Origin of the sequence: Marivivens donghaensis, from assembly GCF_011806565.1 — a bacterium.
GTDB lineage: Bacteria > Pseudomonadota > Alphaproteobacteria > Rhodobacterales > Rhodobacteraceae > Marivivens > Marivivens donghaensis_A.
Genome location: NZ_JAATOP010000001.1, coordinates 474,135 through 488,547, shown reverse-complemented (window position 1 = coordinate 488,547; position 14,413 = coordinate 474,135). Strand labels below are relative to the sequence as shown.

13 protein-coding genes are annotated in these 14,413 nt (G+C 61.2%); 6 read left to right on the top strand and 7 right to left on the bottom strand.

Annotation, left to right across the window (positions count from 1 at the left end):
- The first annotated feature begins 34 nt into the window (after positions 1–34).
- Positions 35–952, top strand: a complete 918-nt coding sequence (locus tag HCZ30_RS02435) for a LysR family transcriptional regulator (RefSeq protein ID WP_167636167.1) — start codon at positions 35–37, stop codon at positions 950–952.
- On the opposite strand, the gene HCZ30_RS02430 is transcribed toward HCZ30_RS02435, so the two are convergent.
- The gene (locus tag HCZ30_RS02430; protein WP_167636166.1) at positions 938–1,777 is read right to left on the bottom strand and encodes an alpha/beta fold hydrolase; all 840 of its coding nucleotides are present in this window, start codon (positions 1,775–1,777) and stop codon (positions 938–940) included. The genes HCZ30_RS02435 and HCZ30_RS02430 overlap by 15 nt on opposite strands.
- 176 nt (positions 1,778–1,953) lie before the next feature.
- Between HCZ30_RS02430 and HCZ30_RS02425 the strand changes: the two genes are divergently transcribed.
- The 5 genes from HCZ30_RS02425 (at position 1,954) to HCZ30_RS02405 (ending at position 7,173) form a co-directional block, all read left to right on the top strand.
- The gene (locus tag HCZ30_RS02425) at positions 1,954–3,174 is read left to right on the top strand and encodes a glycerate kinase type-2 family protein (protein WP_167636165.1); all 1,221 of its coding nucleotides are present in this window, start codon (positions 1,954–1,956) and stop codon (positions 3,172–3,174) included.
- Positions 3,175–3,276: 102 nt separating this feature from the next.
- On the top strand, positions 3,277–4,143 hold the full coding sequence (locus HCZ30_RS02420; protein ID WP_167636164.1) for a cytochrome c oxidase subunit II: 867 nt from the start codon (positions 3,277–3,279) through the stop codon (positions 4,141–4,143).
- Positions 4,140–6,251 carry a cbb3-type cytochrome c oxidase subunit I gene (locus HCZ30_RS02415; RefSeq protein ID WP_167636163.1) on the top strand — a complete coding sequence of 704 codons (2,112 nt, stop codon included), beginning with the start codon at positions 4,140–4,142 and terminating at the stop codon, positions 6,249–6,251. The genes HCZ30_RS02420 and HCZ30_RS02415 overlap by 4 nt, the downstream gene beginning before the upstream one ends.
- Positions 6,248–6,865: a cytochrome c oxidase subunit 3 gene (locus HCZ30_RS02410; protein WP_167636162.1), complete on the top strand. Its 618-nt coding sequence runs from the start codon at positions 6,248–6,250 to the stop codon at positions 6,863–6,865. The genes HCZ30_RS02415 and HCZ30_RS02410 overlap by 4 nt, the downstream gene beginning before the upstream one ends.
- Positions 6,862–7,173, top strand: a complete 312-nt coding sequence (locus HCZ30_RS02405; RefSeq protein ID WP_167636161.1) for a cytochrome o ubiquinol oxidase subunit IV — start codon at positions 6,862–6,864, stop codon at positions 7,171–7,173. The genes HCZ30_RS02410 and HCZ30_RS02405 overlap by 4 nt, the downstream gene beginning before the upstream one ends.
- A 29-nt stretch (positions 7,174–7,202) precedes the next feature.
- Here the strand turns inward: HCZ30_RS02405 and HCZ30_RS02400 are convergent, their stop codons facing one another.
- From HCZ30_RS02400 to HCZ30_RS02375, 6 genes are read right to left on the bottom strand one after another with little or no spacing between them, the layout of a single operon-like run.
- The gene (locus HCZ30_RS02400) at positions 7,203–8,549 is read right to left on the bottom strand and encodes a M81 family metallopeptidase (protein ID WP_167636160.1); all 1,347 of its coding nucleotides are present in this window, start codon (positions 8,547–8,549) and stop codon (positions 7,203–7,205) included.
- Positions 8,546–10,432 carry a beta-N-acetylhexosaminidase gene (locus HCZ30_RS02395; protein WP_167636159.1) on the bottom strand — a complete coding sequence of 629 codons (1,887 nt, stop codon included), beginning with the start codon at positions 10,430–10,432 and terminating at the stop codon, positions 8,546–8,548. The genes HCZ30_RS02400 and HCZ30_RS02395 overlap by 4 nt, the downstream gene beginning before the upstream one ends.
- Positions 10,429–11,523 (bottom strand): N-acetylglucosamine-6-phosphate deacetylase, encoded by a 1,095-nt coding sequence (locus HCZ30_RS02390; RefSeq protein ID WP_167636158.1) that lies wholly within the window; start codon positions 11,521–11,523, stop codon positions 10,429–10,431. The genes HCZ30_RS02395 and HCZ30_RS02390 overlap by 4 nt, the downstream gene beginning before the upstream one ends.
- Positions 11,523–12,434, bottom strand: a complete 912-nt coding sequence (locus HCZ30_RS02385; protein WP_167636157.1) for an ROK family protein — start codon at positions 12,432–12,434, stop codon at positions 11,523–11,525. Before HCZ30_RS02385 ends, HCZ30_RS02390 begins: the two co-directional genes overlap by 1 nt.
- Positions 12,431–13,477 carry an SIS domain-containing protein gene (locus HCZ30_RS02380; protein WP_167636156.1) on the bottom strand — a complete coding sequence of 349 codons (1,047 nt, stop codon included), beginning with the start codon at positions 13,475–13,477 and terminating at the stop codon, positions 12,431–12,433. Before HCZ30_RS02380 ends, HCZ30_RS02385 begins: the two co-directional genes overlap by 4 nt.
- 16 nt (positions 13,478–13,493) lie before the next feature.
- Positions 13,494–14,330: a DeoR/GlpR family DNA-binding transcription regulator gene (locus HCZ30_RS02375; RefSeq protein WP_167636155.1), complete on the bottom strand. Its 837-nt coding sequence runs from the start codon at positions 14,328–14,330 to the stop codon at positions 13,494–13,496.
- Positions 14,331–14,413: the final 83 nt, after the last annotated feature.

Genomic DNA, 14,413 nt, shown 5'->3' with positions numbered 1-14,413 from the left:
CCATCTTCATATCATTTATGTTATGATGGTGCCGATGGACCTTATTCATAGGATCAAACCTGCCCACCTACGTCTGGTTGTCCGCGTGGCAGAAACGGGCAAATTGCAGGTCGCGGCTGAAAGCCTTTTCCTGTCGCAACCTGCGGCGTCGCGCACATTGGCCGATCTGGAATCGGCTGCGGGTGCCCCCCTGTTCGAGCGGCACCCCAAGGGCATGATCCCGACCCCCGTTGGCGAAGCGTTCATCCGGCACGCGCGTGTGGTGCTGTCGGAACTCGACTCGCTGGGTCAGGAAGTGCGGAACCTGAAAGACGGCCAGATGGGCAACGTCCGGGTCGGGTCGGTCACTGGCCCTGCGGTAAGCTCTCTCGTCCCTGCTGTGCAGGCCGTTCGCAAGGAAGCACCGGACATCGAAATCTCTATCGAGGTCGGCCCGTCCAACCAGTTGGTCCGCGCTCTGGACGAAGGCGCGCTGGACTTCGTGCTGGCCCGCCTGCCGTCCGAATACGATAGCCGCGCCCTTCGCGTTCACCCTGCCCGCAACGAGGTTGTCTCTCTCGTCGTAAAGGACACGCACCCCCTTGCAAGCAAGAAGAACGTGAGCCTTGATGAGCTGCTCGATTACGACTGGATCATTCAGGAACGCGGCTCGCCCATTCGCCAATCGGTTGAGAACGCTTACTACGCCGCGCGCATTCCCACGCCGACGCGTGTCGTGCATAGCTCTTCTTTGCTCGTGGTGCTCGCAATGCTCGCTGACAGCAATTCAATCTCGCCCCAATCGCGCGAAGTGGCGGAACTGCTGACAAGCTCGCAGATCAGTAGCCGCCTGACGACGCTCGACATCGACACCACGATTACCGTGACGCCGTTCTTCATCATTCAAGACAGAACGCGGCAGCTTAGCCGTGCCGCCGACAGGTTGCTTCAGGAAATTCTACTCGGCCTTTGAGGCGCGATCTTTCATCTCGCCGATCCATCTCTGGAGGGCCGAGACGACAAGCGGCTCGTCGAGGAACGGCACGTGTCCACGGTCAGCCACATCGACGAAGATCATCTCGGGGATACGCTTGCGCATCTCGTTCGCGGTTTCCTCGGACAGCAGGTCGGTGTTGTGACCGCGAACGAGCATCAGCGGAATGCCTTTCATCGCGTCGAACAGCGGCCAAGCGTCCACTGCCGGCGCATCGAGTGCCTTCATGAACGACGTGCGCAATTCGGGATCATAAGGCAGGCCGAGGCCGGTGCCTTCCTGAACATAGTGACGCTCCGCCTCCTCGATCCAGCGCGACATCGGCACATTCGGGAATGCGGGATCGTGGGACAGTTTTTCGGCCATACCTTCAATCGTCTTCGCGACAGGGCGTTTGCCAATATAGTCGCCGATCCGCGTAAGCGCAGGCGGTTCCAGCACAGGGCCGACGTCGTTGAGGCAGATGCCGTGCAGACGGCCCTTGGCGACTGCGCCGAGCAGCATCGCAATCAGGCCGCCACGCGAGGTGCCGAGGATCGCGGCTTTGTCAATTTTGAGGTGATCCAGAAGCGCGATTGCATCGTCGGCTTCCTGCGGAACGGAGTAGGTGTCGGCCCCGCTCCACCCCGATTGGCCACGTCCACGGCTGTCGAGCCGGATCAGGCGGATACCTTCAAGATGCGGTGCAACATAGTCGAAATCCCGACCGTCTCTGGTCAGTCCAGCAAGCGCGAGTACCGGAAGGCCCTCGCCCTCGTCCTTATAGGCAAGCTTCGTTCCGTCTTCGGTTACAAAAAATCGCATCGGCAATCCTCCTGTAGGGTGAGCTAAACCACCGAACACGAGGAGTTCAAGTATTTGTGAGGCCACTGATAGCGATAAACCTGCGCTCGCGCCCAGCTCGCGCAAGAATCTGCACAATAGTCTTTTGGGAATAAGCGGTTAAGATTGAAACCGTATCAACGTGAGACATGCCGATCATGACCGAAGCACAATTTCTGCGCAGCCTTTTCGACAAAGCCGTCGAGGTCGCGAATCCGATGCAGTCTCTGGCAGACCACCTGCCACCCAAGCCCGCCGGACGCGTGATCGTCATCGGCGCTGGCAAGGCATCGGCACGAATGGCAGAGGCGGTGGAGGCGGAATGGGGACCGTGCGAAGGGCTGGTCATCACGCGCTACGGCTATGCCCGCCCGACCCAAGGGATCGAGATCGTCGAAGCCGCCCACCCTGTCCCCGATCAGGCAGGACCGGATGCAACGGCGCGGATGCTGGACCTGCTGGATGGCTGTGGACCGGACGATTTTGTGTTGGCATTGATTTCGGGAGGCGCATCGGCATTGCTTGAGGCTCCGGCGGAGAGCATTTCGCTGGGCGACCTGAAAGCGCTCAACGCTGCCCTACTGGCATCCGGCGCGCCGATTGACCGCATGAATACGGTTCGCAAGCATATTTCCCGCGTGAAGGGCGGGCAGCTCGCGGCAGCAGCGCATCCGGCGAAGATGCTCACGCTGATGATTTCCGACGTGCCAGGGGACAATCCTGCGTTCATCGGCTCCGGCCCTACCGTCGGCGATCCGTCGACCAGCGCCGACGCTTTGGCGGTCATCGACAATTGGAAGATGTTAGTCCCGCCCTCGGTCATCACTGCCTTGAGCCACCCGACCGGCGTCATCGCGCCCGATGACGAGCGCCTGAGGACGACCGAGAATGTGATCTACGCAGCCCCTGCCCAGTCACTCGAAGCGGCTGCCGAGTTAGCGACGATGCCGGTGCAAATCCTCGGCGATGCCATCGAGGGTGAGGCGCGCGAGGTCGCCGCTGTACATGCCGCCCTCGCGCTGTCGTCCAAACCCTGTCTGCTGCTGTCTGGCGGAGAGTTGACGGTCACCTGTCGCGGGACCGGCGTCGGCGGCCCGAACGTCGAATACCTCCTCGCGCTGGCTATCGCACTGGACGGAGCCGCAAACATCCATGCCCTCGCCTGCGATACGGACGGCGTCGATGGCGGGGCCGAGGTTGCGGGCGCGATCATCTCGCCGGACACGTTGCAGCGCGCGAAGGCACTGAGCCTCGATCCGCAGGCGATGCTGGACAACAACGATGCGCATAGCTTCTTTGCCGCGCTCGGCGATCAGGTCGTGACGGGACCGACGCTCACCAACGTCAACGACTTCCGCGCGATCCTGATTACGGCTTAGTCCTTGATGATCGATCCGGTCGGCCTAGCTCGTGGCGTGACCGGCACGTAAACCTACGCGGCACGGCAGGTCATTTTCTGCGACTGATATCGGCATCTTTGAATGAAACGCTTATTGCCTCTGTTCCTGCTCGTCCTGCTGTTTGGCGGATGCGAGGGGAGGAGCAGCTTCCTGTCGCCCCAAGGCCCCATTGCCGCCGCGCAGAGCCAACATTTCTGGTACGTTGTCACCGTGATGATGGTCGTGTGCCTGCCCGTGTTCATCGGAGTGCCGTGGATCATCCTGCGGTATCGCTACAAACATGGGCGCGGTGATTACAGCCCGCGCTGGCATTTCTCCAAGCCGCTCGAAATTCTGGTCTGGGGCGTGCCTGTGCTGGTCGTCATCGCGCTCGGGATCAAACTGGCGCATGCGACCATGACGCTCGATCCGTATAAACCGTTGGCGGGCGATGCTGTTGAGATCCAAGTCATCGGCTACGACTGGAAATGGCTGTTCATCTACCCCGAGCAAGGTATCGCCACGGTGGGTGACCTCGTGTTTCCCGCTGATCGGCCCGTCAGTTTCCGCATCACCTCGGACACCGTGATGCAGAGTTTCTTCATCCCCGCATTGGGCAGTCAGATCTATGCAATGAAGGGGATGGAGACGCGCCTGAACCTCGCCGCAACTGGCGTGGGAGAATTCCTCGGCGAGAATTCACAATATAGCGGAGACGGTTTCGCAACGCAGAGTTTCGCGGTCCATGCGGTGAGTGAGGAAGACTTCGCCACTTGGGCCGAAAGCGGCAAAGCTGATGGAATGCCGTTTGATCGCACCGCGCTGGAAGCGTTGCAGGCGCAGAGCACCCGCAGCGAGCTTCTGGATACCCTCGGTGTCAGTGGCGAAAGTGTCGTTTTCACCGATGCGCCGCCTGATTTATTCACTTCGGTTGCGACTGATCCAAGCCGGATGGGGGCAATGCAATGAGCGATCTCTGGTCTCTGGTTTTCGGGCGCCTGACGCTCGACGCCCTCCCCGTGTTGGAGATCATCCACGCCACCAACGGGCGCGAACTTGCCAGCGGGATCGTCGGGACCACTGCTGCGGGGTTGGCTGTTCTGGGCGCGCTCTATCTGGTCTATGCTCTGACAAAATATCACCTCTGGGGGCCTCTCTGGCGCGACTGGCTGACGTCTGTCGATCACAAGAAAATCGGGATCATGTACGTCGTCCTCGCTCTCGTCATGCTCGCCCGCGCTCTGGCCGAAGCATTTGTGATGCGCACCCAGCAGGCGCTTGGTGATGGCGGCGGAGGGCTGGTGTCCAACGAACACTTCGCGCAGCTGTTTTCGACCCACGGCACGATCATGATCTTCTTCATGGCAATGCCGTTCCTGACGGGCCTTATCAACTACGTCATGCCGCTCCAGATCGGATCGCGGGATGTGGCGTTTCCGACCATGAACTCCGTCAGTCTAGGGTTTACAGCAGCGGGCGCTGTCCTTCTGATGATCTCGCTCGTCTTGCAGCCGTTTTCGACCGGTGGCTGGACCGGCTATCCGCCATTCACCGAGGCCGCATTCAACCCCGGCCCCGGCCCCGACTACTGGATCTGGGCGGTCACGCTCTCGGGCATCGGAACCACCCTGTCGGGCATCAATTTTGTCGTGACGATCTACAAATTTCGCTGTGACGGGATGAAACTGATGGACATGCCGCTGTTCTGCTGGACGTCACTCTGCACGTCGATCCTGATGATTTTCGCGCTGCCCCCGCTCACGGTCGCGACGGGGCTACTGGCGCTCGACCGTTACCTCGGCTTCCACATGTTCACGAACGACGGCGGCGGGAACATGATGAACTTCGCCAACCTGTTCTGGCTGTTCGGCCACCCCGAAGTCTACATCCTCATCCTGCCAGCATTCGGCGTCTATTCAGAGGTCTTCTCGACCTTCTCCAGCAAGACTCTCTACGGCTACACCGCGCTGGTCATCGCCACGATGTGCATCGCGGTACTGAGCTTCACCGTCTGGGTGCACCACTTCTTTACCATGGGGCAAAGCGCCAACCTCAACGCCATATTCGGCATTGCCACGATGCTGATCGGCATTCCGACAGGCGTGAAAATCTACGACTGGATGCTGACGATGTACCGTGGCCGCGTCCGCATGGCGGTGCCGATGGTCTACGCAGTGGCGTTCCTGATCCTGTTCACGATCGGCGGTCTGTCGGGCATCCTGCTGGCCAACCCGTCACTCGATTACGTGATGCACAACACGCTGTTCCTCGTGGCGCATTTCCACAACATGCTGATCCCCGGACTACTGTTCGGGATGCTGGCGGGCTACACGCTCTGGTTCCCCAAGGCGTTCGGCTTCATCCTCGATCCCAAGTGGGGCTACCGCGCGGCCTACCTCTGGATCGCGGGGTTCGTGTTCGCGTTCTTCCCGCTTTACGGCCTCGGCATCCTCGGAATGCCGCGCCGCATGGCCGAGTATTTCAACGGCGCGTGGTTCCCGCTGACGCTGGTGGCGCTGCTGGGCGCGGTGATGATTATCGCGGCCTTCGCATGTCTCTGCATCCAGCTTTATGTGTCGATCAAAAACCGCGAAGCGCTTGCCGTGCCGATGGGCGACCCGTGGGATAGCAGGACGCTTGAATGGGCCGTGCCCGCCCCCGCGCCCGAGTGGAACTTTCCCGCAACGCCCGAAGTCGAAGGGCGCGATGCCTTCGCCACTCTCAAGGAAGGTGGCTACGACCTGCGCGCGCCCGACGATGGCTACCACGATATCGAGATGCCGCGGAATTCGGCACTTGGCCCCGTGTTGATGGTTGGCTCGACCGCAATGGCTTTCGGGCTGGTGTGGTACATGTGGTGGCTCGCTGCGCTTGGCGCGATGGTGTGTTTCGCCGCGACCGTGGCTTGTGGGTTCCGCCGCAACACCCACCGCATCGTCAAAGCGGAAGACGTCAAAGCCGAATGGGAGGCGTTTTGCGCCCTCGCCGACACGACACCGCGCATCCCGCGCTCGCTTGAACAGACGACGCAGAACATGGGCCACGCCAGTCCCGCGAGCGAGGAGATCACCTCATGAGCACCACCCGCCACCCCGGCCTTAACCTCGGCCCGCACCATGGAGAGGCTGACGACACCGCAGAGGTCGAGGTCTTCGGGTTTTGGGTTTTCATGATGTCGGACGCGATCATCTTCGGCCTCCTGATGGCGACCTATGTGGTCATGTCCGGCAATCTGAACGGCGGACCCGGGCCGCGAGAGCTGTTTGAACTGCGGCCCGTGTTCATCGAGACGATGTTGCTGCTGTTCAGCTCGCTCACCTTCGGATTTGCACAGATCGGGATGAAGTATCACCCCCACCCTGCCCGAATGATCATTTGGCTTCTGGTGTCCGTCGCCCTCGCGCTAATCTTTGTCGGGATGGAAGTGAACGATTTCATCACGATGGCTGGCAAAGGCGGCATCCCGCAGGCAAGCGGGTTCCTTTCGTCGTTCTACGCCCTCGTCCCGCTGCACGGCATACATGTCACGGCTGCCTGCATCTGGGCGCTTGCGATCCTCGGCCAGATCGCGGTCTACGGGCTGGATGACGAGGTCAAAACGGGGATGCTGAGGCTCGGCATCCTCTGGCATTTCCTCGACATTGTGTGGATCGGCATCTTTTCCATCGTCTACATCGGAGGGCTGGCATGACCGACAAAGCAGCCGAGAAACGCAAAGAACAACTCAGCTACGCTCTCGGGTTCGGCTACGCGCTGCTGCTGACGGTGCCGCTCTTCGCGTCGGTCGCCTTCGACTGGCTCGACCGCAGCACGCTGCTCTGGATCACAGGGGTTGCGGCCATCCTCCAGATCGTCGTGCATTTCCGGTTCTTCCTTCACATCCGGCTCAAGGGCCAGACAAAGGAAGACCTTCAACTCATTCTCTTCACCACCCTTGTCATCGGGGTCATGGGCCTCGGCACGATCTGGGTGATCTTCAACCTGATGAGCCGGATGTAGCGCCATTTACAGGCGCCACTTCAGTAGTCCTAGTCGATCGATTGGAACGGAAACGTCGGACGCGGCCGGTGTTCATTGGCTTGCGCGAGCAGGTCCTGACACACGGCCCCATCGGTCAGCAGCATGATCTGCTGGCGCGGCAAAGTGCGGAGGTCCGGCGACAGATAACCTGACTTCACCACGAGCAGCGGATGTGCGCTCAGCACGAGCCCGAGCGCTTCGAAGTCTTCGAAGTTGTGGAACGGGCGACGCTTCTTGGAAATGACCACGGTTAGCGCACCGCTGGCGACCACGGCGCAATCCATCGCGAAGGTCACCTGATCGACGATCAACGTAACCTCCGGACCGCCGCCGCCCAGCGCTCCGCCTACCGTGACCGCTGCCGCGCCGTTCAGGAGCGCTTCATGGGCCGAGGGCGAGCAAATCCCTGCGAACAATGCAGGCATCCCTGCCGCCTGGATTGCCGCCAGAACGTCAGCGCGATCCCCTACGCCGCCAGCCGTCGGGTTGTCGCCGCTATCGGCCAGAACGGTCGGCAGTTCGAGCGCGGCCAATGCTTCGTCGAGAGGCATGGAGTTCATGTCGTATGTCAGCTCATGCCGCACGGCGCGGTAGCGCGCGGCGATTTCGTCCGCCTTAGCCTGGCCTGCTTCGGGGTTAGTCGCGGTAACAACAGCGGCGGCCGTGGCGCGCGGGCTGTCTGCCCACACGTAGCCGATCATCAAATTACTATCGATGATACCAGTGTCTTGGTCGTCAGACGGCAATTGAGCATAGAGAGACTGACACGGCTCGACAAAGGTGGACGACATCTCTCCCGACACCAGCACGGGCACAGCGGCCCAGCGCACGCAAGGACGCGGCCCGTCCAGCGCATCGGCGAGGATCTTGGCGGCGCGTGCGTAGGTTTCAGGCACGTCGATGTGCGGAGCGGTGCGATAGGCGGCGAAGCCATCAAGGTTCATCGTGATCTGGTCGGTGATCTGCCCATGCAGATCGAACGACGCCGAGATGATGCAGTCGGGCCCGACGATCCGCCGGACCTCGGCGATGAATTCGCCTTCGGGGTCGGAGACATCCGGCACAAACATCGCCCCGTGCATCAACAACAGCACCCCGTCGAGGGGAAGCGCATCGCGGAGCATGGCCATGAACTCGTTCCGTTGCGCGGCGAAACACGCGCTGGAGACCGGACCGCCCGGCACCGAGCGTTCGTGGAACAGCGGGACGGGCGTGATGCCCCTAGCTGCAAAGTCGAAATTCGCGCGACTGATCAAGTCGTCGCCTTCGGAGCGGGTGAAATCCTCCCTCACCTGTTCGAGCGGCGAATAGCTCGAACATTCGGTGTGGAGGCCGCCGATCGCGACGCGCTTCATAGCTGCGGCATTACGTGCGAGAGGGCAAAGAACCGGTCGCGGTCTTTGTTGTCGGGCTGGGTCCAGCCGGCCTCGGCGATAGCTGAAAGGCGCGGGAACACCATGTGATTAAAGTGGCGGTCGCCGACGATGGTTTCCGTCCAGATACCGGCCTGAACACCGACCAGTTTCCCCGGACCGTCCGGCAGACCACGGCTGGGTTCGAAGTCGTAGCAGAACGCAGGCGTGCAAACACCGGCCCAAGCGGCGCCCGGCTCATTCCAGCCGTCCGCCTGCACCATATCGAGGTAATATGCCTGACCCGGAGTGGCGACGACATCGTAGCCTTCCTTCATCAGCGCAGCGGTGGTTTCGACTTTTTGCCAAGCGAACAACAGGCTGCCGTCGCGGTCCACCCCGCCGCCTTCGCCGCATTCATCCCAGCCACCAAGCTGGCGACCGCGCGCCTTCAGCATCTCGTGGATTTTGCGCATGAAATAGGCTTGCAGCTCCATCGTGCCCGAGAGCCCCTCGCGCGACGCCAGCTCCTGCGCGGCGGGCGATTGCGACCATGTTTTCTTGTCCACTTCGTCACCGCCAACGTGGATGATCGGGGACGGGAACATCTCGCAGATCTCTTCGAGGATTTGCTCCAGCACTTCGTAGGTGCGGGGCAGCGCGGGGTTCAGCGCGTTGTTCGGGTAGCCTTGGATCGACCGGTAGCTGTCGGGCGTCTCATCGGCATCCTTGAGCCCCGGAATGGCCGAGAGGAGCGCTGTGACGTGACCAGGGATGTCGATTTCGGGCATGACGGTGATGCCGAATTCGGCGGCACGATCCACGACCTCGGCGACCTCATCGAAGCTGTAATCACCCTGCTGACCGTTCGGACCATCGGCGTATTGCGGCGCAAGTGCATTGCCGCGACCACGTTTGGCGGCGTGCTCGGCCAACCCTTGGAATTTGCGGGACGGCAGGCGCCAGCCTTCGTCGTCGGTGAGGTGCCAATGCAAGTGGCTGAAACGGTGCCACGCGAGGATATCTACGAAGCGCAAAACCTTGTCCGCACCGCGGAAATTGCGCGCCACATCAAGATGCGCACCACGCCAGTCAAAACGCGGAACATCTTCAATCGTGCCCGACGTCGGACGGGCAAATCGGTCGTCAGCATAGGCATGGTGCAGGATCTGCGCGATGGCGATCACGCCGTAGATGCGGCCTTGCTCATCGCTATGTTCAAGCGTGATTTCGTCGGCCGCGAAAGTCAGTTTGTAGCCTTGCGCGGGCACGTCGCCTTGCTTGATCGCGACGACCACTCCCGCGACAGGCATGGCAGAGACCGGAGCCTTCGCGGACGGAAACAGACGGCGGTGGAGCTTGGCAACCGAAGCGAAAAGCGCGGCGTCTTTGCTATCCGCAGGATAGGCCACAGCGGCGTCGCCGAACGAGCCGACAGCAACCGTATTGGGCCAAGGCAGCAGGCCGAGTTGGCTGGTGACCTTGCCTTCGGGCCAGTCCTTCAGCGGCGAAAGCTGCGTTCCGGCGGGAGCCTCCAGATCGCCGATGGAAGCGGAGGTCGCATTGCCCTTCGCGTCCTCGATCCACGACGCCAGCACACCTTGCGAGCGGTTCTTGGGCGGGTGGGTCAGGCCGTCGACGCGGAAGGTCAGCACTTCGCCCGCACCGATTTCCTTAGCGTCGGGGGTTAGTTCAACGTGGTTCGCGAACTTGCGCTTGAACTTGGCGCCCGTCACCGCAACATCATCGCGAATGCGGGTCATGGAGCTATAACAGAGCTTGGCCAGCGCCAGTGGCTCGGTGCCGGTGTTCATCAGCCGGAATTCGAAAGCGCCGTGCTCGGTGCCGGTGTCGTTCAGGTAACGTTGCGCAAGAAAGAGCGTCATGCGGCCTCCAGTGGGGCGTATTTGAGATGTTCGTCGAGAATGATGAAGTCGGCCAATGCCGCGCCCGCGCCAACGCGCTGCGGCTTCAAACCGATAGCGGCGCGCGGCACATCGGTTGCCATTGCAATGGCAGTTTCGAGCGGCACCTCCGCCTTGCGATGGAGGTTAGCGATACTGGTGACCATGTCGATATGCGCGCCGGCCAGCGAGCCTTCGGCATTCACCAGCGCACCATCACGCACAAAGATTTTTTGACCGTAGAGTTCGAAATGATCCGGCCCGCCGACCGTCGCCATCGCATCGGAGACGAGGTAGGTCAGACCCGCCTTCGGACGCGCGGCGAGCGCGATGCGGACCATGTCCCAGTCGACGTGGATGCCGTCGGCGATCAGGCCGCAGTAGCCCTCGGACAATAGCGCGGCGGCCAGAATTCCCGGAGCGCGGGACAGCATCGGCGGCATCGCGTTGTAGATGTGAGTGAAGCAGGAGACGCCGTTGTCGAGGCCCTCGCGAGCTTCAGCGGCAGTCGCGGCAGAGTGCCCCGCGGCGAGGATCGCGCCCGCTGCAACCATCCGCCCCATCAGATCGCGGTCGGCCAATTCCGGCGCAAGCGTCAGCATGACAGTGACGCCAGCGTCGCGAAGACGCTCGACCGTACGGACGGTGGTCTCGTCCAACGGACGGATGAAATCGGGCTTGTGGGTGCCGCGCCGTTCAATCGCGAGGTGTGGGCCTTCGATATGCAGACCAAGCTGACCAGCTTCGCCCTTCACCTCAATCGCGGCGTCGGCGGCTGCGTCGATGACGTCAGCGGTATCGGTAATTACCGTCGGGAGGATCGCGGTCGTACCGAGCGAGGCGTGCGCCTTTTGCATGGTGCGCAGCGCATCAGACGTTGGCGAGCCGTTCAGCATCACGCCGCCCCCACCGTTGACCTGAAGATCGTGGCAACCCGGCATAAAAAGAAATGGTGAGTGATCACCGCTACTCTGCGTTTCAAAGATGCGCTTGACCCTGCCATCGGCGGCCTCAATCCCGAGGCCCGTTTTCAGGCGGCCGTCGAGATAGGTGAACTCTGGTGTAATCAACATCACTTCGCCCCCGCGAATTCGAGTGCAGCCAGCCCCGCCCCGCGCGCGCCGGAACTGTCGCCATGCAGGGCGAGCCGGACTTGTGGTGCAGCAACATGGCCGAGGCGGTGACGCTCCAGCGCGACCTCCAACCTGTCCGTAAGGTTCGGAATTTGCGACGCCCCGCCACCGAGTACAATGCAGCCCGGATCAAGCATCACCTGAATGGTATAGAGGCACTCCGCCACGATATCCGTCCAGATGTTCAGAAGGCGCTCGGCCAGATTGGTGTCTACGACATGGAGTTCATGCGCACCGATCCGCTGGCCCGTTACATGCTGTGCGATGTTAGCGAAGCCCGTTCCGGACATGTAGTTTTCCATGCAGGCGACCTTGCCGCAGCCGCAGGTAAAGACCGGCAGGTTGTGACGTGTCGCAGCGCGAAGTGGCATCCCGACGTGGCCGATTTCAACCGCAAGGCCGTTTTCGCGGTAAGGCAGCTCTCCGTTCAAAACGTAGCCGCCGCCGACGCCAGTGCCAAGGATCAGGCCCATTACGGACGCCTCGCCCTGCCCCGCGCCATTCATCGCTTCGGAAAATGCGAAGGCCATGCAATCATTGATGACGGGGATCGCAACGCCGATCCGCGCCTTGACCGCCGCTTCGATAGAGTGGCCCGTGGACGGGATGTTCGACGCGTAGCAGATGCCTGTTTCGCGGTCGATGACGCCAGGCACGCAGACACCAATGGGCAGATCGTTGCCCCCCTGCGCGCGCAGCCATTCGATCTGGTCGACGAGCGCGTCGATCATCTCGTCAAAGCTGAACAAGGGCGTCGGCACGCGCCGTTTTTCTATGGTCGCCGTATCGGGCCCGTCGAAAAAACGGGCCTCGATCTTCGTCCCGCCAAGGTCGATACCGCCGCAAATCATAGCGGGTACAGCTTTACGCCCGATACGACGCGGGACAGGTTTTGCCCTTGGAAAGGGTCGTCGATGGGAAGGCCCAAGTCCGCCGACCACTTCACCGCCAGCACCTGCGCGAGCAGCACGAAAAGCACGCTGTCAATACGTGGATCGCCATTGCCTCTGATGTCGAAATCGCCACCTTGCCCGAGTGTTTTGACAGGGATATTTGGAAACTGCCGGCGAATTTCGTCTGCGATATCAGTGTCGTACTGGCGAACGTATGCCTCGGGGTGCAACATCACGTAGACCTGCGTCGCGCCGTCCACACCCGCTTTGGGACCATGACGATAGCCGAGTGTGCTGTCCCACTGGGTCATCGTTTTGCCCGCGGTCAATTCCAGCACCTTGAGCGCGCTTTCACGTGCCACGCCCGTTAGCGCACCAGCGCCGAGGAACACGGCCCGCTCGGGGCGGGCAACGGACATCGCGTCGGCTTTGAAGATCAGTTGTTCGGCCTCATTGGCCAGTTTCTCGATATCGCCGCAATTAAGAACGCCAAGACACGCGAGCGCCGTCATCGTCATCGTCGTAAAGCTCGACGTCATGGCAAAGCCGCTGTCGTGCGTCGCTTCGGGCAATACGATCACACGCTGGTTCTCAGCTGGACGGGTCGCAAGGGCGCTTTCGCCGTTACAAGTGATGTTGAGGCGGGCAATATCGGGACGATGCGCGTCGAGCAGATCGAGCATCCCGATGGTCTCCGAGCTATTGCCGGAACGCCCGAACTGGATCGCGAGGATTTTGCCAGTTGCCGACAGATAATCCTGCGGGCAGCCGACAAAATCGGTCGTCGCGACAGCGCGGACTTTGGCGCTGCCGCGCGCGATGATATCGCCGATGAACGCGGAAGTCCCCGCGCCCGACACCCAGATTTCATCGAAATTCTCGGTAGCGATCCAAGCCTGCACTTCAGCGGATTTCTCGGACAGAGGCTCGGCCCACGCGCGCCAGATCGCTGGCTGGGCTGCAATTTCGCCCCAAGTGGCCGAAGTTTTGTAATCGGTCATGACGTCAACTTTGTATTCAGGAAACGAGGATAACTTCGAGCCCGCGCTGACGCAGTGCTGCGACGTTCGGATCGTCGTCAGGCAGGTCGGTTACGAGGGTCGAAACGCACGGAATGTCGCAAATCTTGTGAAGTGCGGGCTTTGAAAACTTGGTGCTGTCGGCGAGCACGATAACACGGGCGGCGGCATCGACCATCGCGCGGTTGTGGGCGGCTTCGTCCTCGCGGAACGTCGATAGGCCCAACTGCGCATCGACAGAGTCGGCGCCCATAACGAAGGTGTCGAAGCGGTATTCCTTGAGCGAGTCTTCGACGAGGCGCCCCGTGAGCGACAGCGCATTCGGACGGATACGCCCGCCGGTCAGCATCACGGTGTGCTGCCGATGCTGCATCGCGTTTTGCGCCACCACTAAACCGGTCGTCATGATGGTCAGCGGCTCCAGTTCGCCCAGCGCACCGGCAAAGAATTCGGCGGTAGAGCCGTTGTCGATCAGGATCGCAGAGTCCCCTTCGATCAGCGGAACGGCCCGTTCGGCAATCTTTTGTTTCTGGGTTAGATTCGTGCGGCGACGGTCGACAGCGAGTGGCTCGACAAAGCCCGATCCACGCGGCTGACGCGCGAGGGACAGCGCCAGCTCGATCCGGAAATCGGAGAGGCCAGCAAAGCCGAAATGGCGACAAAATCGGATGAGCGTCGGCTCGGAAGTGCCGATCTCTGCGCAGATATCCTTGGAGGTATTGCGAATGAAACGCTCCGTATCGGAGAGCGCCAGATCGCCGATGGCACGCAGCTTCGTCGTGAGCGAGGGCAGCTCCGCCCTGATCTCCGACATGAGGTCACGTTTTTCGCTCATTAAGCCGCCCTATAGCCAAGATGCGGATTTAGAATTGCTGAAACCATTGTTTATGTCAAACCAATAAGTCGGCGCCAAAATTT